Annotated in this window: 11 protein-coding genes; 6 read left to right on the forward strand and 5 right to left on the reverse strand. The window is 54.3% G+C overall.

All coding sequences use genetic code 11. From position 1 onward, the window contains the following. Positions 1-7: 7 nt before the first annotated feature. Both sov and ruvA read right to left on the reverse strand, forming a co-directional pair. Positions 8-7,450: a T9SS outer membrane translocon Sov/SprA gene (gene sov, locus BARVI_RS04505; protein WP_025278081.1), complete on the reverse strand. Its 7,443-nt coding sequence runs from the start codon at positions 7,448-7,450 to the stop codon at positions 8-10. Between the two features lie 58 nt (positions 7,451-7,508). Then, positions 7,509-8,090 (reverse strand): Holliday junction branch migration protein RuvA, encoded by a 582-nt coding sequence (ruvA, locus tag BARVI_RS04510; RefSeq protein WP_025278082.1) that lies wholly within the window; start codon positions 8,088-8,090, stop codon positions 7,509-7,511. A gap of 370 nt (positions 8,091-8,460) precedes the next feature. Here ruvA and BARVI_RS04515 point away from each other — a divergent pair, with 370 nt between their 5' ends. The 3 genes from BARVI_RS04515 to miaA are packed head-to-tail and all read left to right on the forward strand — an operon-like array spanning position 8,461 to position 12,899. Next, the gene (locus BARVI_RS04515; protein ID WP_025278083.1) at positions 8,461-10,638 is read left to right on the forward strand and encodes a S9 family peptidase; all 2,178 of its coding nucleotides are present in this window, start codon (positions 8,461-8,463) and stop codon (positions 10,636-10,638) included. Positions 10,639-10,657: 19 nt separating this feature from the next. Continuing rightward, positions 10,658-11,974 carry a hypothetical protein gene (locus tag BARVI_RS04520; RefSeq protein ID WP_038534267.1) on the forward strand — a complete coding sequence of 439 codons (1,317 nt, stop codon included), beginning with the start codon at positions 10,658-10,660 and terminating at the stop codon, positions 11,972-11,974. After that, a complete protein-coding gene (gene miaA / locus BARVI_RS04525) occupies positions 11,967-12,899 on the forward strand; it encodes a tRNA (adenosine(37)-N6)-dimethylallyltransferase MiaA (RefSeq protein WP_025278085.1) in 933 nt (310 codons plus the stop codon). The genes BARVI_RS04520 and miaA overlap by 8 nt, the downstream gene beginning before the upstream one ends. A 94-nt stretch (positions 12,900-12,993) precedes the next feature. On the opposite strand, the gene BARVI_RS04530 is transcribed toward miaA, so the two are convergent. Next, complete coding sequence (locus tag BARVI_RS04530; RefSeq protein ID WP_025278086.1) at positions 12,994-13,596, reverse strand: porin family protein; 603 nt, start codon at positions 13,594-13,596, stop codon at positions 12,994-12,996. Positions 13,597-13,872: 276 nt separating this feature from the next. Here BARVI_RS04530 and BARVI_RS04535 point away from each other — a divergent pair, with 276 nt between their 5' ends. After that, entirely contained in the window at positions 13,873-15,768 is a 1,896-nt protein-coding gene (locus tag BARVI_RS04535; RefSeq protein ID WP_025278087.1) for a portal protein, read from the forward strand. A 100-nt stretch (positions 15,769-15,868) separates the two neighbouring features. Here BARVI_RS04535 and BARVI_RS04540 read toward each other — a convergent pair whose 3' ends face one another. After that, positions 15,869-16,381 (reverse strand): ferritin-like domain-containing protein, encoded by a 513-nt coding sequence (locus BARVI_RS04540; protein WP_025278088.1) that lies wholly within the window; start codon positions 16,379-16,381, stop codon positions 15,869-15,871. Between the two features lie 175 nt (positions 16,382-16,556). Beyond that, positions 16,557-18,761: a sodium-translocating pyrophosphatase gene (locus tag BARVI_RS04545; protein WP_025278089.1), complete on the reverse strand. Its 2,205-nt coding sequence runs from the start codon at positions 18,759-18,761 to the stop codon at positions 16,557-16,559. 231 nt (positions 18,762-18,992) lie between these two features. On the opposite strand from BARVI_RS04545, the gene BARVI_RS04550 reads away from it, so the two are divergent. Beyond that, positions 18,993-19,733, forward strand: a complete 741-nt coding sequence (locus tag BARVI_RS04550) for a WG repeat-containing protein (protein WP_084546992.1) — start codon at positions 18,993-18,995, stop codon at positions 19,731-19,733. Between the two features lie 260 nt (positions 19,734-19,993). Beyond that, on the forward strand, positions 19,994-20,503 hold the full coding sequence (locus tag BARVI_RS04555; protein ID WP_157232536.1) for a hypothetical protein: 510 nt from the start codon (positions 19,994-19,996) through the stop codon (positions 20,501-20,503). Positions 20,504-20,510: the final 7 nt, after the last annotated feature.

Genomic DNA, 20,510 nt, shown 5'->3' on the forward strand with positions numbered 1-20,510 from the left:
ACCATCATTATTTCACCAGCGACAACCGTATGGAGATACCGTAGTTGCTGTTGGTGATAGGATAGGACGACGAGGATACCAACGGCGTGTTTATCTGGTGGTCGAAGTAAGCCCCCACGGTGATGCGCTTGCTCAACACATAGTTAGCCGTGAGCTCAATCATCGTGCTGCGGGTGCCGCTGGTGGCCTGGGTAAAGTTCTGCTCGATACGGCGGATAAGAGCCTGGTTCTTCCGGAAGGAGAAATCGGCATTGATAGTCAGGTCGTTGCTGACACCCGTTTGCGAGCCCCGTAGTTTAAGTATCGTATTGAAATTGGCGATCTTGTATCCGGCCCCGATGGTAAAGTCGGTCGTGGTTGCCTCGACTATCTGCCCGGCTGCCGAGTTGAGCGTGAGGGTGCGCGAATCGTTGTAGCGAATGTTTCCGGTGATGTTGTTCTTCAACGTGACCGAAAGCCCGATAAGGGGGGCAAACTTCTCGGTAATCATCACCGACGAGATGTCGTAGGGCGACGAGGGTATGGGGTTACCCGACAACTCGTCGCGAATGAATCCGAAATCGCCGTCGGAGCTCACCCAGTTCAGATAGGACGAGAAGGAGCCCACCGAGTAGGTACACTGGTAGGTATGCGACAGGGTGAATGCCTTGAAATGTTTCTTGATCAACGGTATCTGCATGAGTCCGTCGTAGGTGATGCGCCAGTTGGGCAGGATTGCCGCCAGCGAGGGGAAGGGCGACAGCCCCACCTTGTTGGCATCGATACCCGAATAGGCTGCCAGGAAGGCGGGTATCATCACATCGGCCGAGCTGCGGTTTACCCCGCCGTTGGCCGAGTTGTAGGGCGTACCGGCCAAACTGGTCGACGAGATGAAGCCTTTGTTGGGATAGTTGCCCAACGAGGCATACTGCGCTTCGAGGCGGGCGGCTATGATTTCGCGGTTTTTGAGGAACTCGTTAAAGGCCTTTGAAGCATAACCGTCTTTCGACGAACTGCTGCGGAAGGCGGTCTTCAAGGCGATGTGCGTCTTGGTGTAGCTACCGCCCCGGGTCGTGGGCATATCGGCATACATGAACTGCATCTGCGAGCTGCGCGTGTCGGTGCGGTTACCGGTGAGGTTGATCTTCAACCCGCGTATGGGTTCGAGAGCAACTTCGATATTGAACTCCTCGGTGCGCCCGATTACGGCCGGACTGATCTGGGTCGAGTCGCACAACAGCCAGCCGCGCTCCTTGGCCCGATAAACATAGCTCTCATCGGTAAACCCGAAGGCAAAGTCGAGACCGGGCGACATGGGTCCGTAGGAGGTGGACTGCCCGAAGATGTCGCCGATGTTGGGCGAGAAGAGAGGCAACGAGGTGGTGTTGGTTTTGCGGTAACGCACACTGGCATTGCGCACCATCATCAACCCGCGCAACGAATACTCGGCAGCCTCTTTCCAGAAGTTGGGCTTCTCCTTGCCGGGCGTAATCACGATGTTGAGACGCTGGGTACCCCGGTCGAGAATCATCACGCTGTTGGCATCGATGACTTTGGTGCGCACGACTACCCGCTTGCCGGCATCATTACGGGCTACTACCTTCACCTTCTTGTTGTTGAGGTTGTGCCGCAAGGTCACCGTGGTGTCCTCGCGCAACATGATGGTGCGCTCGAACTTGCGCTCCTTCTTCTTGGTAGTCATTGACCGGTTGCTCGACGAGAAACGGCGGTTTATCTTTTGCAGGTATTTTGACTTGTTGTAAAGTTGCTCGAAGTTGAAGCGGCCGTCGAGGCTCATCTGCCCTTGATTGTTGACGGTGTTGCCCAACTCGATGTCGCTCGAAATCTGAGCACCGCGATCCCACGTATAGGTGGCGTTGTACTTGGCCGTAAACGTGAGGTAGTCGAGCGCGGGTATCTTACTGAACGGAGCGGTGTACGAAGCGTTGAAGGTCTGGTTGTAATTCCAGGGGGTACCCAGATTCTTGATGCTGGACATCACGGTATCCTTCCACGCCCGATACTCGTCGGGGAAGAGCTCTTTATTGACAGCCCCCACGGGCTCCTCGATATGGGCATTGGTCATCGTTTGGAGCGAGAAGTTCAACGACTTGGTGAGGTTCCACGAGAGCGAGAACTGACGGTCCCACAGGAAACTCTTGCTCACACTCACGGGCAGCGCCATACCACCCGACCCGCTCACGTCGCGTATCTGCTGCTCGTAGTAGTAACGCGACATGTTGGTATTGAAGGCGATGTTGCTGGGCAGATAGTTGAACTCCCACTCTTTCAAGAATTTGAGATGCTTCGACTTGCTCTTTATCCCCTTGAAGGGAATGAAGGGTTTGACAAAGGGAGTATAGGAGTAGGTGAAGCTGCCCCGATAGTCGTAGGTGTTTTCATATTCGGTCGTGGGGTCCTGGTTGGACTGCCGGTTGTAGGAGTAGCTCAGCGAGAAGTTGGCCGGGTCGTAGGGCATGGGATTCTTGCTGCGTACATCGAACATCACCCCCGAGAGACTGAGGCTCTCGACGGTAGACCGCTCAACCGAGGACTGGTTTATCGAGTCGCGCTCGGCTTTGCTGCCCGCATTCTCCAAGGCATCTTTGAGCAGAATATCCTGGTCGAGCGGGTTGTACTTGGGCGAGGTGCGCTGCTCGGTGAGCGAGTAGAACAACGGGGCTTTGAGTTTGATCTTCTCGGGCAGGAAACGACCCAATTCGACCATCGTGGCGATATTGTACTGGTAGTAGTCGTCGAGCCGGCGCTCGGTCAGACTCTGGTCGATACCACCGAAACCCACGGTCTCGACATGGCCGGCCACATTGAGCGTGGCAATGTCGGAGAGGCCCAGATTCAGATTGGCCTTGGCGGCCCAACCACCCGACTGGTCAAAGTCGGTGAGCCGCATCTCGTTCACCCAAATCGTGATGGACTTGGTGGCATTGGAGTTGTTGCGCACCCCAATCATCATCGTGCGTACATCGCTCAACGAGGGATTACCCACAATGGTTACCTTGTTCTGGGTCTTCTCGGGGTCATAGATGGAGTAGCGGGTCTGATAGGTCACACCCGAATTGTCCTGCCGCTTCTTGGCATTGCGCTCCAACTTCAAGTCGGTGAAGACCGACAGCGGGAAATCGAACATGTTGGACGAAGGCCACACAGCCTCCTGGTCCTGTGTATTGTAGGTGTTGTAATTGCCCGGCTCGGTCAGCGAAAGGGGTATCTCGTACTCATAGTAATTGGATTTGCTGTCGGAGCCCAACCGCAGGAATACCGACACGTCGCCATCGCGCAGGTTGGTGACATCGTCGATGAGCTTCTCGGCATGGACAAACATCTGCAACCGCTTGTAGGTGCGCATGTCCATACCGCTGTTTTTATAGACGGCACGTCCCTCACCGGTGGGTAGGTCGGTCACCTTCAACGACATGGCCTGCTCATTGAGCTGGGTAATCTGCGATTGTCCCGGGTCGATGATACGGGTTACTCCCGGCGGCAATACATAGTTCACAGGTTCCTGACCGGCATTCTCCTCGATATTGACTACCGAGACGTCTAGATTGCCCTGCGCCGGTGTATTGGTGGACTTATCTACCGCATAGTCGTAGGTGCGCCACTCACCCCGCACCAGTTCGAGGGTGGCAAATCGCAGATGGGTCTCGACCTCGAAGCCGGTCATGAACATGCGGATAAAGCGGATTGTCTTGAAATCCTGAATCGAACCAACCTTTTTTTGCGGTTGTGCCAGAGGCACCTTGAACTGGTACCACACGGCACGCCCCTCCTGCCCGTTGCGCAGGGGGACGGTGGTCTCGCGCTTGTCGGTGATGTAGTTCTTGCCCACTACCAGACTGTCGGGGCAGAGCGATATGCGGTATTGGTAATAGCGTTCATACTCGTTGAGGGTGTTGTCCTGGTTGATGTCCTCAACATCGGGTACACTCTTGGCCGACTGGTAGTAGGAGTCGTCGACCTCCTCGGTCGAACGCGAGTTGCCCTCGGTGCCGTTGTAGTGTTTGTACCGGTCGAGAATCGAGGTCTCAGCATCGTCATAGTCGTGCCCGCGATAGAAATGATAGTTGTCGCTCGCCGGGTCGTTGAAGGGCGAGAACTGGTCTTGCCGCATGGCCTCGACCACGGCCGGCGACAGTTTCGTCTCCAACTTGGCCAGGAAATCCTTGTACGACGAGAATCCATACTCCTCGTCGTTGGTCAATCCGTCAAGGCCCACATCTTGCAGTCCCCGCGCACCACTGGTGTTGTCGAAGGCATAGGTGAGCGACTGCCGCTTGGAGACCTTGCCCCACGCCGTAGTAGCTATCTGTGTCGTATCGCCGTCGATGGGCAGACCGTTCTCGAACGATTTCATACCGTCTTTGAGAATATCTTCCGACACCTCGCCCAGGTTGAAGTAGAGGTCACCTCCCTTGTGGTTGGTCTGGTTTTCGTCGAGGAAGGGGTCCATGAGCCAGAACTGGATATACTCGATGTTGGACGACTCGAAGTCGGTGTAGTCCATCTTGCGCATGATACCACCCCACCGTTTCTCGGGATTGAGCAACCGCCCCTCCTCGTCGATATTGTCGGCATCGAGGTTATAGGGGCCACGCTCCTGCGGATAGAACGAAAGATTGAGCGTCTGCTGCGTGGTCGACTCACCGTAGTTAATCTCCTTGTTGGGGAAGATTTCGCGCACGCTCACCTCGCGCACATAGGGGTTGGAAAGTTGGTCCAGATCGTTTTTCAGGTGGGCGGGTATGAGGTTGGAGTTCTTCTGCGTGAACATGCGGTCGATGTAGTACCACGACATCAGAGCCCGGTTCTGCCCATAGCGCACGTCGTTGGAGTAGCGGGCCTCGGGGAAGAGGGCGTCGGAAGAGGGGTCGTAGGGTGTGGAAGCCAGCGTCCACGAGTAGGGCGATTTGAGGTCGAGGCCCGTTTGGGTCGACTCAAAGTCGTCGATATAGGAGGTTCCCTGCGAACTGCCGGTCTTGGACTGGTGCGGCACCAGTTGGGCAAACTCGGCCGTCAGGGCCAGCGTCGAGGGGGCCGTGGCGTTGACGGTGGGAATCTTGTTGAGCCAGTTGGTGAGCCACAAGAAACTGGTGTTGTACGACAGGTTCACCCCCCACAGGGTGTTGTTGAGCACCTCGTCGCCCATGCTCACCTTCTCGGTAAGCGGTTTTTCAGAGAGGTGCATGATGGTGGCTCCTATATTGAAATCCTTGGTGAAGGCGTAGTTGAGGTCGAGACCCAACATGGTCTTGCGCTGCATGTTGAACATCGACTGGTTCTCGAGCGACACGCTGATGGGGGTTCCCGACTCGATAATGCTCTGGTTCAAGATGGTGACGACACCCATGGCGTAGTCGACAATGTAGTCGGAGTTCTCGACCAGTGTCATACCGCCGGCCGTGACCACCACCGAACCGCGGGGCACGTTCATGGCGTTCAGGCTGATTTCGGCGCCCGACGAGGCCTTGTACTCACCGGTCATGATAAACTTGTTCTTCTCGGAGACCTGCTGGGCGATGGTGAGTGTCGAATCGTAAAGCTCCTGGTAGACATATTTCTCGGCGATGGCGGCATTGCCTATCTGATCGGCCAGGTGACTGCCGAAGGGCTCGATGACGGGGAAGATGATGCGGCCGTTCGACGACTGAATGGTGTACCCCTCGATGTAGTCGAAAATACCGTCGGAATACTCGGTCTGGTTGGCGTCCAGTCGGTCGAGGTTCATCACCTGCAAGAGGGTCTTGTTGGCGATATTCCCCTCGGGAATGTTGTTGACGGCCACGCCGGTGGAGTCGCTCTGATACTTGATGTAGAGGCGGAACTTGTCTTGCTGCACCTGATAGGCCCCGAGCGAATAGACGTTTTTCATCATCAGGTCCCAGATGGGGAGCGAAGTGGTTACGGTCGAGCCCTTCAACATTTTCAGAAAGAGGCACTGGTCGGTATCGGTCACATCGCCCGAGAACTCGCCCACCTGATAGACCTGCCCGTTGTAGGTATATTCATAAGCCACGGCCAGCATCTCGTCGGCATTCAGCTTGCTCTTCAACGAGATGTAGCCCAGCTGTTCGTTCAGGGTGTACTCCGACGAGGAGAGCTTGCGGGCACTCTCAATCTTCACATAGTCCTGACCGCCGTCGATGCCAAAGGCCGAGAGGGGTTCCAGCGCCTGAGTCACCAGGTTGATGTTGCGGGCATCGGGATAACCGTCCTTAATCTCGGCATAGAGAGTATTGGCGTTATTCATGGGGTTGGGCTGTGTCGTGGTCGAAATCCAGTGCGAATTGCCGATGTGGGTATTTTCGGCCAAATCCATGAATCCCACGATGTTACGAGCCTCTTCGTAATTACCCTGCTTGTTGGTAATCCACACCTCGATGCGGTTGATGCTCACCCCCGACGATACATAGGGTAGTTTGGAGGCAAACTTGTCGTAGTTGTCCCGGAAGAAATGAGCCAGGAAAAAGTGGCGGTTCTCGTCGTAGGCATCGGCCCGAATCTCGAAAGGTGTGGTTTGGGCTCCACCGCTGGCATTGACGGTCTTCGACTCGGACTGCTGTTGCGAGATGAGGGCCGTAGCGGTGAGCTTGCCGAACTGCATGGTGGTCTTGATACCAAACAGGGCCGTGCTGCCTCGTATGAGCGACGACCCGGTAGTCATGCTCACGTTACCGGCCTCGATGTTCTTGATGATTTCGTCCTCCTTGCCCTCGTATTGCAGTTTGAGGTTCTTGGAGTCGAAGTCGAAAGTGGCATCGGTATTGTAGTTCATGTTGAACGACATCTTGTCGCCCACCTTGGCCGTGACCGAGGCCTGTATCTTTTCGTCAAAGTCGAAATAGGTTTTCTTGCGGGAGCTCATCGGCAGGGCCGGGTTGTCGAGCTTGTTGTATTTCAACCCCATGTTCAGCTCGATGGAGCCCTGGGTAGTGAGTTGCACACCACCGGGACCAAAGACCTTTTCGAGGGGCCCGAGCGAGAAGTTCATATCGAGGAAGTTGAACTCCGACTTGTTTTTCTCGGCAAAATCCTTGGCATTGCGCTCCCGGTAATACTGCTGCATCGTCTTGCGCAGCGTATAGTCGTTGTACTCTTCGGCCGAGAGCATGAAGGGCGTAGCCACATCGACACCGGCCACCCGGGTATGAATCACGTAACAGTTGGTCTCGGGGTCATACTCCACCTCGGTTTTGAGGTTCGAGGGGTTCTTCAAGTCGACCGGAGCCTTCTGCTCGATTTCGTCATACGACTCGGGCACCGTTTTGGCTACCGGGAAACGCATGGGAATGGAGTCGGTCGCCGGCTGGGCAGGCTCACCGGCTTGCGGGGCCGGACGATTGGACGGAGCGTTCTGCGGATCGGGTGCCTGCATAGCAGCAAAAGCGGAATAGAAACCTAATCCGCTCACTACCAATGCCACTATCGTTCCAATCCTTATCCGTCTTCTCATTCGATACTCCTGTACATGATTCCGCACACCTTTCGGGCGAAAGGGCAACGCGTCGGTATCAGAGCATTTTCAGAGCCTGTTTGATCACCTCCTCGACCCGCATCGACGGGGTCTCGCGCAACAGCTTTTGAACCGCCTTTTGCGACTGGGGCTGCGAAAATCCAAGCATCACCAACGCGGCCACGGCTTCCTCGTAAACCTCGGAGGCTGCGGGCGTACTTATTACTAACGGATTGTCGGTAGGTTTTATTTTATCTTTCAAGTCAACAATTACACGTTGTGCCGTTTTCGCCCCGATTCCCTTGACCGATTTCAACAGGTTCAGATTTTCGGAGGCGATGGCCTGCTCCAATTCGGCGGGATTGAGCGACGACAGAATCATGCGCGCCGTGTTGGGCCCCACCCCCGAAACCGAGATGAGCGCCACAAACAGCTCCCGCTCGTGACGGTCGCCAAAACCGTAAAGCTGATAGGCATCTTCGCGAATGGCTTCGTAGACATAGAGCCGGGTCGATTTCCCCTTGGCCAGACTCGAATAGGTGTTGAGCGAAATGTTGAGCAGGTAGCCTATACCCATGCACTCGACCACTGCCGTGGCGGGAGTGAGCTCGGTCACCTCGCCGGTAATATATTCTATCATAGAGATTTATCTTTATCACAATTTTCAGGGCTGGGCCGGATAGCGCCCCGGAACTTCCTCTCGCCTCGGTCCCGGACACTGCTCTCTGCCCTCCCGCTATGCGATTGCAAACTTAACAATTTATCGGGAATCGGGGAAATATAGCTCTTTTGTTTTTGCCGGTCTTTCACTCAAAAAAAATGAAATACCGGTAAAACGCCCGAACAAATCACGGGGAAAGTTGTTAATCTTTATATATATCTTTTTCTTTATTGTATTTTTTCTACTTTTGTGATAAGAAAAAGGTCGGCAACCCTCAGACACCGTGTTTGGAACCCGTTTGGTTTCATGGAGCCGATCGATGGAGTTATGAATTTATCACTATTTTGCAATGAAAAAAATAACCTTTACCATTCTGTGCGCCATTGCGCTGTTCGTATTCCCGGCCCGGGCCTTTACCCTGGAAGATATTACATCGGGAAAGTTTCTGCCTCAGGACGTGGCCGAGACTTATCCTTCGACCGACGGAGTTCACTACTATGCAGCGACCAACGGAAATACCCGTATCGTGAAATGTGAATACCGCACGGGCTACGAGGTCGACACGCTCTTCGACGTGAAGACGGCCCGCGAATGCGACTTGAAAAGTTTCGACGGATTTTCGCTCAGTCCCGACGAAAAGCACCTGCTTATCTATGCCGACTCGGAACCGATATACCGCCGCTCGTTCAAAGCCAACTACTATACCTTTGAAATTCGACGCAACCTGCTGAAACCGCTCTCCGAGGGAGGCAAGCAGCAAGTGGCGGTCTACTCGCCCAACGGCCGCATGGTGGCCTTCGTGCGCGACAACAACATCTACATCAAGAAACTCGACTACGGCACCGAGGTGGCCGTGACCCGCGACGGCGAGCAAAACAAGATTATCAACGGGGCTCCCGACTGGGTTTACGAGGAGGAGTTTGCCATGACCTCGACCCTGCAATGGTCGCCCGACGATGCTACGCTGGCCTTTGTCAAATTCGACGAAAGCCAGGTGCCGCTATACTCCTTCCAACTCTACGAGGGTTATTGTCCCGCCCTCCCCGAATACCGGTTCTACCCGGGCAGCTTTGCCTACAAATACCCCGTAGCGGGCGAGACCAACTCGCAGGTATCGGTATTCTCCTACACGGTCGACACGCGGGCACTGAAAAAGATGAACCTGCCACTCACGGCCGACAGCTATATCCCGCGCATCCAGTTCACCCCCGACCCCAACCGTCTGGCGGTTGTCTCGCTCAACCGCACGCAAAACCAGATGGACATCTACACGGTCAACCCCAAATCGGGGGTATCGAAACTGCTGCTGCGCGAGACCGACAAGGCCTGGATTGATGAACCAATACTGGACAACATCGCCTTCTACCCCGATTTCTTCATCATCGCCAGCTGCCGTAGCGGCTACCAGCACCTATACCGCTACAACTACAACGGTACGCTGGCCCGGCAAATCACCCGGGGCGAATGGAACGTATCGAACTTCCTGGGCTACGACGCCCAAAGCGGCTCCTACTTCTACGAGTCGAATCAGGAGGGGGCTCTCTACAAAGCCATCTACAAGATGAATGCCAAGGGGGTAGAGACCAAGCTGTCGACCTTGAAGGGGACCAACACCGCCGAGTTCAACCCCTCGTGCACCTATTTCATCAACCGATACAGCAGTGTTGACGAACCGCTCGTAGTGACCGTGTGCGATGCCCGGGGCAAGACCTTGCGCACGCTCGAAGACAATGCCTCGCTGAAAGCACTGGCTGCTCAAAGCGGCCTGCCCCAAAAAGAATTTTTCACCTGTGCCAACGCGGCGGGCGACCTGATGAACGGCTATATCTTGAAACCGGCAAACTTCGACCCCTCGAAGCGCTACCCGGTGGTAATGTCGCAATACAGCGGTCCCGGTTCGCAGTCGGTTCTCGACAACTGGAAAGTTGACTGGGAGTATTACCTGGCCAACCAGGGTTTCATCGTGGCCTGTGTCGACGGCCGGGGAACCGGCGGACGCAGTAGGGCCTACGAGACAGCCGTCTATATGCAACTGGGAAAATATGAGACCGAAGACCAGGTAGCCGGTGCCGAATACATGAGCACCCTACCCTACGTCGACGGGAATCGCATAGGCATCTACGGGTGGAGTTACGGAGGTTACGAAACCCTCATGGCCATGTCGACCGGCAACGGCATCTACCGGGCCGGAGTAGCCATAGCCCCAGTGACCGACTGGCGCTACTACGACACGATTTACAGCGAACGATTCATGCGCACGCCACAGGAAAACGGCGACGGCTATCGTCAGTCGGCCCCCATCACCCATGCGGCCAACCTGAAAGGGAGCCTGCTCATCGTATCGGGGACGGCCGACGACAATGTACACTATCTCAACACGTTGCAATATTCAGCGGCTCTGGTTGAGGCCGGTATCCAGTTCGATTCACAAATCTATACCAACAAGGATCATCACATACGCGGCTGCAACACTCGCCATCACCTCTACACCCGGGTGTGCAATTTCTTTTCCGACAAGCTGAAATAAAACGAACAAAAGCCCCTTCATGGCACAGAAAAGAAAATACAACATGCGCTGGAGCGACATCTACTCGTTGGGGTTGTTGCCGGCTATCCTCATGTGGGGGCTATCCCCTTTCCTCGATGAAAAGGCAATTTTAATTGCCTCCATTATCTTGGGGGGCGGGTGGATTGTTTTTTCATATTTCTACATCTACCTATTCAAGCGGTGTGGCATCATCGGGTGGATTACCGGCTGGGCCATGCTGCTGAGTGGGCTGATACGGAGCATTTTATATCAAACAGGCATGATGCAGAGCCCTCTCATTCTTTTCGAGGCTCCCTGCATAGCCCTACTCTCCTATCTGTTTGAAAAACACGATATCAGACCCCATTCCTGCTACGAGTACAAGATGCGACGAGGCATCATGCAAGAGCAATATATCCTGGGCGATTTCAGCCAATACGAGGCCCATTATATCGTGCGGCTCGTCTTAACGGGAGCCCTGCTCTCCGCAGGATTGTCGTGGGGACTATTCCTCTACGGCATCGACATAGAGAGCCGGGCCGGGACCTACTTCTACTTCTATTTCCCGGCGGGACTGGGTTTAGCCATTATCCTATTCGAGTCTATTCGCCGCCTGCTCATTCAGCATCTCATCGAAAAGTATGAGAAGAAAAGTAAATACCACAGCACTCAATCAGACAAAGAGCTGGATTTCATGGAGTTTTTCTTCACCGAGATTCGCATTATGGTCATCGGCGACGAGAAAATCTTTCTTACCGAAAACAATGGGGACAGGAATAAATTCAACTACTACGCCGGGTTAGACCTGCCCATACACCATCGCACCACCTATTGTACCACCTTGGGAGAGGAATCTCAAAAAGCCCGGCAAATCGTAAGGGACGAATTGGGAATCGAGAATCCCGACCTGCGGCATGTCTGCACCACGATAGCCCAAAAGCCCTGGCAACAAATCGGGCACTATATCCTGTTCCTGCCTCACGACAGTCTGTCAAAACTCAACCGTTACCCGGGACGCTGGTACACGGTCAACGAAATTGCCCATCTGTTCCACAGCGACAAGCTACACCCCCTCTTCAAAGAACTTTATGCCCGCCTCTACACCATTGTCGATACGGCCCGGACCTACCACAGCAACGGGAAAAGGCGATATGCGATACGGGGCTACAAACCGGCTTTTTCGCTGCATCGTATCGATCAAATGAATATTGTCTTTGACGACCCGATATGGCTTTACGTGAGCCGCCACAACGAAGACCATCTGCTCTATCGGATAGACACCTGGATACGAAAACTCTTCTCCCAAAAAGATTCTTCAAACAACCGTGATGCTTGACCTGATTACCATACTGGGCCCCACAGCCTCGGGGAAAACGACTCTGGCCGTGGCCTTGGCCGCCCACCTCGACACCGAAATCATCAGTGCCGACTCCCGGCAGATATACCGCTCGATGGATATAGGCACGGGGAAGGACCTGGCCGAATACACCTATGAAGGGAAACAAATTCCCTATCACCTCATCGACATCTGTCCCCCGGGATACAAATACAATCTCTTCGAGTATATCCGGGACTACCACCAAGCCTACGACGATATTGTGGCTCGCGGCAAGACTCCTATCCTGTGCGGCGGTACGGGACTCTATATCGAGGCGGTGCTCAAAGGCTATGCCCTGCCCCCCGTACCGGAGAACCCGGAGTTACGCCAAAGCCTGGCCGACAAAACGTTGCCCGAACTCGAAGCGATACTCCAATCGTACAAAACGCTGCACAACCAAACCGATACCGATACTTGTAAACGGGCTATCCGGGCTATCGAAATTGCCGAGTACTACTCCCGGCAGAAACCCGAGATGCTGGAACCGCACCCCGTGAAGAATGCCCTCGTCGTGGGGGTGAACATCGACCGGGAAAGCCGTCGGGCCCGCATCACCCAGCGGCTGCACGACCGGCTCGACCAAGGCATGGTGGCCGAGGTACAAGGGCTGCTCGACCAGGGTATCGACCCCGAATCGCTCATCTACTACGGGCTGGAATACAAATACATTACCGAATACCTCATCGGACGCACCACCTACGACCAGATGGTATCGCTCCTCGAAATCGCCATACACCAGTTTGCCAAGCGGCAGATGACCTGGTTCAGAGGCATGGAACGCCGGGGATTCTCCATATTCTGGCTCGATGCCTTCCTGCCACTCGACGAAAAACTGGCCCGTATCGACGAGGAAATAGCTCGGCGGGAATCCACACAGGCATAGCAAGGGAAACGACGACTTATCACCCCGATTCATAAAAAGAAGAGGAGCGCATGTGTGATGCGCTCCCCTTTATATTTTGACTATGCCGGGATAATCAGAAGTCGAACTTATACCCAAGCGACAGCATGAACATGGTGTTTTTCCCATCGCCCTCTTCATAAATGTTGGTCAAGCCAAAATTGTAACGGGCATCGATGGTCATGCCGAAATCAAATTCATATCCCAATCCCAGGGCAATGGCAAAATCGAACGTACGAGCCTTGGTGTCATAGCCATACTGTTCAAGATCCTTGGACGAAATCTCCTCGTCATTCACTTTCAACTTATACTCGTCATCGACACAGAACCCAAATTGCGGACCTACCTGCACATTCAGGCCCTTCCACGGATAGACTTTCAACAGCACCGGGATATCGATATAGTGCGATGTGTAGTTCGATTTCAACGTCTGCGAAAGAATAGTCACATCATCAAAAGCAGCTCCCTGCATCGAATAAAGGAACTCGGGTTGAATGGCAAACAAGCGGTTGATGCGATAGTTCCCGAAGATACCCACATTTACACCGGCTCGGTATTTGGTACCGTCGCCCGTCACAGAACTCACGTTAAGTCCCACTTTGGGACCCATCGACAACTGAGCAAAAGCTCCGCTCACACACACGACAGCAGCAACCATCGTCAGCAAAATCTTTTTCATAATCTCCAACTTTTTATACCCGGTTCTCCAAAGGGTGTTTTTCATTTTTCCAGTCTGCGCGGAGAACCACGAACTGTTCTTTCAATAAAGCACAGCCGCTCGCATACAGATTAAAAACAAATGTAGGCATTAAAAAATCGAATTCCTACTATAAACAGATTTATTTTTTTACTTTCTTTTACACAAGCCACCCTGTCCCATCGATTGTATAAAGCTGCCATAAAAAAGCAGCCGCCCCCTCCTTTCTTTGCACCAAACTTAAAAACCAGAGAGACTATGGCAAATGATTCGTACAAGGCCCGGTCAACGGGACCGAAAGGCTTGTCTAAAAAGGGGAAGGAAATCGAGCGGTCGCACTACCCCGTACTTTTACAGGCTCAAAAGGCGTGGGAGGAGATTGACCCCTTCCGCCACAAGCGGAAACGGAACCGCAACTACACCTATGGCAAACAGTGGAACGACCTGATAAAACTACCCGACGGCCGGGTCATGAGCGAGGAGGAGTATATTCGGCAACAGGGAAAGGTGCCATTGAAAAACAACCTCATCAGGCAAATGGTCAAGTCCGTACTGGGACAATTCCGCAACAACCAGACCCAACCCGTGTGCGTGGCCCGCGACCGCGAGGAGCAGAACTTGGGCGAACTGATGAGCGCCGCCGTGCAGTATGCCTACCAGCACAACCGTCTGCAAGAGCTCGACAGCCGCACGATGGAGGAGTTTCTCATCTCGGGCATCTGCTTCCAGAAGATAGGCTACGGATTCCGCCGGGGCAAGAGCGACGTATGGGTCGACGAGGTAAATCCCAACCGCATCTTCTTCAATGCCATGGAGGATAGCCGGCACTGGGATTGCACCCTCATCGGCGAGCTGCACGACATGCCCATTGCCGAGGTCATATCGCGATTCTCGTTCGGTTCTCGCGAGCGTGCCGTACAGTTGCGTCAAATCTATACCGAGGCCGACAACGATACCGTGCGCCACAACTTCGAGAACCTCACCACCCGGGCCATCGACCGACTCGACTTCTACATGCCCTCTTCACCCGACCTGTGCCGGGTCATCGAGGTGTGGAAACTCGAAAGTCAGGAGATACTGAACTGCCACGATTTCCGGTCGGGCGAATACTACAACCTGCCGGTATCGGAGGCCGAAGCAGTGGAGAAGGAGAATAAGGCCCGACGACAAGCGGCCCGGCAAGCGGGCATACCCGACGAGGCCGTCGCCCTCATCGAAACCGAATGGGGCGTCACACAAACCTGGCGCTATCGATTCTTCTCGCCGCTGGGCGACCTGCTGGACGAGGGCGATACCCCCTATTGGCACGGCGAACACCCCTATGTGTTCAAACTCTACCCGCTCATCGACGGCGAGGTTCACGCCTTTGTCGAGGACGTCATCGACCAGCAGCGATACATCAACCGGCTCATCACCATGATCGACTTTATCATGGGGTCGAGTGCCAAAGGGGTGCTGCTCTTCCCCGAGGACCAGATTCCCGACGGCATGACCATCGACGATATTGCCGACGAGTGGACCAAGTACAACGGCATCATTCTGTTCCGTCCCCGACCCGGGTCGCCCATGCCCCAGCAGATTGCCGTCAACGCCACCCAGGTGGGAGCCTACGAAATGCTCTCCCTGCAAATGCGACTGTTCGAGGACATCTCGGGGGTACACGGGGCCATGCAGGGGAAGGCTGCTCCGGCGGGGACTCCCTCCTCGCTCTACTCGCAGCAGATACAATACTCGTCGACCAACCTGCTCGACCTCTTCGAGTCGTTCAAGACCTTCCGCGAGGACCGCGACATCAAGATCATGAAGACAATCCAGCAGTTCTATACCGACTCGCGCTACCGCACCATCGCCGGGAACAGCTGCGGCAAAGATGCCTCGACCTACACGCCCGAAGAGGTGCGCAACACCGAGTTCGACCTCTCCATTGCCGAGACGCTGTCGACACCGGCCCTGCGTATGGCCTCGAACGAATTTCTCATGGAGCTGTTCCGCGGCGGGAAGATTTCGCTCGAAATGTTGCTGCAAAACGGGGCCTTCCCCTTTGCCGACAAATTGCTGCAATCGCTCAAACAGAGCCAGACGGAACAAATGCAGGCACAGGCACAGGCGGCTCAACCTCAAAGCAGGCCGGCGACAAACGCCCCGCAAGGATAACAGCCCGGAAACGAACCGGCTAAATAACACAATAACACAGCGGCAGAGCCCCGATACCCGGGGCCCTGCCGCCTTTTTTTACCAACTCAACCGTGAAGCGCTACTTTTGCGACACATAGCTCTTCATGTGGGCAATGTCGTCCAGATAGTCCTGCAAATCCTGCTCGTGGTCCTCCTCCTCGGCCAGGATATGTTTAGCCATATCGCTGGTGGTGAAATCCTTGCCATCGGTCAAGGCAGCAATCTTCTGGTAACGGAGAATCGCACAACGTTCGGAGGCCACATTCTGACGCAGCAACGTCACCACATCGGTATCGGTAGGGGCCGTATAGGGGCACTGGGCCTGTTCGAACCACTGCTTGGGGTCGAGTACCGGCATACCTTCAAGCTCGACAATGCGGTCGGCCAACAGTTTGGCATGCTCGAACTCTTCCAGGGCATGCTCCTCAAACTCGCGCTGCACATCGCTGCGCATTGCACCTTTTACCACCAGGGCACCTACCCAATATTGATAAAATGCCAACCACTCTTCCGACAAGGCGGCATTCAACTCGGCGAGCACCTCGACCACATCGATTTTTCCTTTCAAAATAGCGACACTTTCTTTTGCCATAGTTCTCTTTTTTAGAATTAAAACTGCCCCTATAACAACCGGCTGCTCCCGTTGGTTCATACCCGAATGCACCATATTGCACGAACCCGGCCGACATCTTAACCTGCAAAAAAACAAAAGCCGCCTCGCATCAGCGAAGCGGCCTTATTCTTATGCTTTACCTTATATCGATCGGTTACAGCAGGCTCCAAGCCACGGTCAATCCGGCCATAACGATGGCAACCATGCTCATCAGCTTAATCAGGATATTCAGGCTCGGGCCCGACGTATCCTTGAAGGGGTCGCCCACGGTATCGCCCACAACGGTGGCCTTGTGCACCTCGCTGTGCTTGCCGCCGAAGTTACCCTCCTCGACATATTTCTTGGCGTTGTCCCAAGCACCGCCGGCATTGGCCATGAAGATAGCCAGCACGAATCCGGCGCTCAGTCCGCCGATAAGCAGACCAACCACACCCGACACACCGAATATCAGGCCTGTCACGATGGGAGCAACGATGGCCAGCAGCGACGGAACGACCATTTCGCGCTGGGCTCCCTGGGTCGAGATAGCCACGCAACGTTCGTAGTCGGGCTCAGCCTCGCCGGTGAGGATACCTTTGATTTCGCGGAACTGGCGACGCACCTCCTCGACCATGTGAGCGGCGGCACGTCCCACGGCATTCATCGTCAAACCGCAGAAGAGGAAGGCCATCATCGAGCCGATGAACATACCCGAGAGTACCTTGGGATTCATAAGCGTAATATCGTAGTAGCGCATGAAATCGGTAAACGAAGCCTCACTGATCATCACGGTAGTACCGTCGGCAAATTCGAGTACCGTCTCGCCGATACGAGTCAGACCGATACGAATCTCTTCCATATACGAGGCCAGCAGGGCCAGACCGGTAAGAGCGGCCGAACCGATAGCAAAACCTTTACCCGTAGCAGCTGTCGTGTTACCCAGCGAATCGAGGGCATCGGTTCTCTTGCGCACCTCCTCGCCCAAGCCGCTCATCTCGGCATTACCACCGGCATTGTCGGCAATAGGTCCGTAGGCATCGGTGGCCAGCGTGATGCCCAGGGTCGAGAGCATACCCACGGCAGCGATACCGATACCGTAGAGCCCGAGAGTGACGTTGCCCAAATCGAATCCCGATGCGAACAGGTAGGAGAGAATGATACCGGCTACTACCGCAATCACGGGGACTGCCGTCGAAATCATACCCAGACCGATACCCGAGATGATAACCGTAGCCGGACCCGTCTTACCACTCTCCGACAGCCGTTGGGTGGGACGATAGGATTGCGAGGTATAATACTCGGTACTGCGACCGATAATGATACCGACCAACAGACCTACCACCACCGAGCCGCCTATGAGGGCCCAATTCTGAATCTGCAAGGCCCACAGAATCACGAAGGTGGCTATGACAATCAGTACCGAACTGAGGTTGGTACCGAACGAAAGCGATTTCAACAGGTCTTTCATCTTGGCATCTTCGCGCGTACGCACCGAGAAGATACCGATAATCGAGAGCAGAATACCCACGGCGGCAATCAACATGGGGGCAATCACCGCCTTCATCTGCATCTCGGTCTCGCCGATACCCATAAAGGCTGCGGCACCCAGCGCCGAAGTAGCCAGAATCGAACCGCAATACGACTCGTACAAGTCGGCACCCATACCGGCCACATCGCCCACGTTGTCGCCCACGTTATCGGCAATCGTTGCCGGGTTGCGGGGATCGTCCTCGGGAATACCGGCCTCAACCTTACCCACGAGGTCGGCACCCACGTCGGCAGCCTTGGTGTAGATACCACCGCCCACACGGGCAAAGAGCGCCTGCGTCGAAGCACCCATGCCGAAGGTAAGCATCGTGGTCGTAATCACACAGAGTTTATGGGCCGGATTCAGCGCCTCGTCCGGAATCACGGCATTGAGCAGCAGATACCAGAACGAGATGTCGAGCAGACCCAGACCTACCACCACGAGTCCCATCACCGCACCGCTCCGGAAGGCGATGCGCAAACCGCTATTCAACGAGGTGCGGGCGGCATTGGCCGTACGGGCCGACGCATAGGTGGCCGTCTTCATACCCAGATAGCCCGACAGACCCGAGAAGAAACCTCCCGTAAGGAACGCAATGGGGACCCACTTGTTTTGAACCCCGAAACCAAACGCCATAATCGAGAACAAAGCCACGAGAACCAGAAAAACGATTCCCACAATCTTGTACTGTTGACGCAGATAAGACATCGCCCCCTTGCGCACATGGAGTGCGATTTTCTTCATCTGAGGGGTTCCCTCATCGGTTTTCATCATCTGCTTATAAAAATACCAAGCAAAGAGAAGTGCCAGTACCGAGGAGATCGGCACAAGCCAGAATAATGCATTTGTCATAGCAAAAAATTCAAATTAAGTTAACATTCAAAGATGAGGTTAAAGGTAAGGCGGATTGTATAAACAGCCAAATCTTTTTTTCTAATTTTTATTTTTTTTATCGGTTCAAACATTCTGCCGAAAGCGCAAGCGGCATGCACCTCTGAGGCAAATATTTTCGGGATATTTCTTGGATATTACGATTTTAAAAAATATATTTGTTGAGGTTTCCTTTTTATCCTTGCCTCATATATGGAAAATTGTTCTAAGTTCAACTCATTGGGAGGGTTCCCCGATTTGGAATCTTTCAAAGACGAATCGGGAAAATATGGCTACCGCGAGAAACTCTCGGGAAAGGTATTCATAGCTCCCCAGTTCGATGCCGCCCACCCGTTTCGCGAGGGGGTAGCGGTGGTGATGATCGACCACAAGTACGGCTTCATCGACCGGCATGGGCTGGCCGTGGTCAAGCTCGACTATGACTGGGCCAACTCATTTCACAACGGACTGGCAATGGTAGAACGGAACGGACGTTATGGCTACATCAATCAGGAAGGCAAGGAGATTGTACCCATCATCTACGAACACATCGCCGAATTTCATGAAGGCCTCGCACCGGTAAAGCTGCACGAAAAGTGGGGATTTATCACCCGCTCGGGCAATGCGGTAATCCAACCGCGGTATGACGACACGTGGGGATTCCGCGAATCGCTGGCGGCCGTGCGGGTAGACGAGAAATGGGGTTTTATCGACAAAACCGGGCACCTGCTTATCCCCCTGATATACGACTATGCCTGGAACTTTAAAGAAGATCTCGCCGCTGTCAAACAAGACGGGAAGTGGGGTTTTATCGACAAAGCGGGACAAGTGGCCCTGCCCTTCCTGTACGACGAAGCCGACTCGTTCGACAAAGGCCTGGCCGATGTTAAACTCGATACCCTGTGGGGCGTCATCGACAAAACCGGCACATGGCAGAAAAACGAAGAGATCTGACCAAGAGACACACTTCTACCATTCTTAAATAAGCCAAGGACCTATCACCTTCCTCCTCCTTCATTTCGATAGGTCCTTTTTCTATATCCCGTCCCGATGGGTAAAACCGGGCCCGAGAACCGCCCGTTCTCCCTGACCCCCTCGCCTGCATGCACACCGGCTGCATCCCCCCCTACATTTTTCAATCCTGCCACAATAATCGGCCCTGGCCGACAGATATTTGCGACAAATATCAGCAACCTCTAAAAACGCAGGATTATATGCTAAATCTACTTTCAACCGCAATCCCTTTGCTGGGGAGCTACCTATCTTCTCAAAAGCAGAAGCAACAGGCACAAGAAGCCTGGCAGGAACAGCAACAGCAATATGAACAGGAGTTATCGCAGCTCGACAGCCTCTTCAACCGCACCTATTACAGCAACATGCTCGACCGATCCGATGTGAGAAGTCTGCTCGGCAATCTGCGCGACCAAATGACCGAAACGACCCAAAACCTCAAAAACCAGGCCAGCATCACCGGAGCCACCCCCGAGGCGGTCACCGCTGCACAGAAAGCACAGAATCAGGCTTATGGTCGAGCGGTAAGCCAGGTGGCCGGCTATGCAACCACCTGGAAAGAGAATGCCCTGCAAAACTACCTCACGGCCCGCAAGGCGCTCGAAGCCTATTACCAGCCCGTCAAGTCGAACTACATGAGCAATATCCTCGGGAAGTCGGGCTTCAATGCGAGCGGCTCGCCCCTCACCCTCTTGAAAAATATGTTCAACTAAAAAACAA

The sequence above is a fragment of the Barnesiella viscericola DSM 18177 genome (assembly GCF_000512915.1).
Lineage (GTDB): Bacteria > Bacteroidota > Bacteroidia > Bacteroidales > Barnesiellaceae > Barnesiella > Barnesiella viscericola.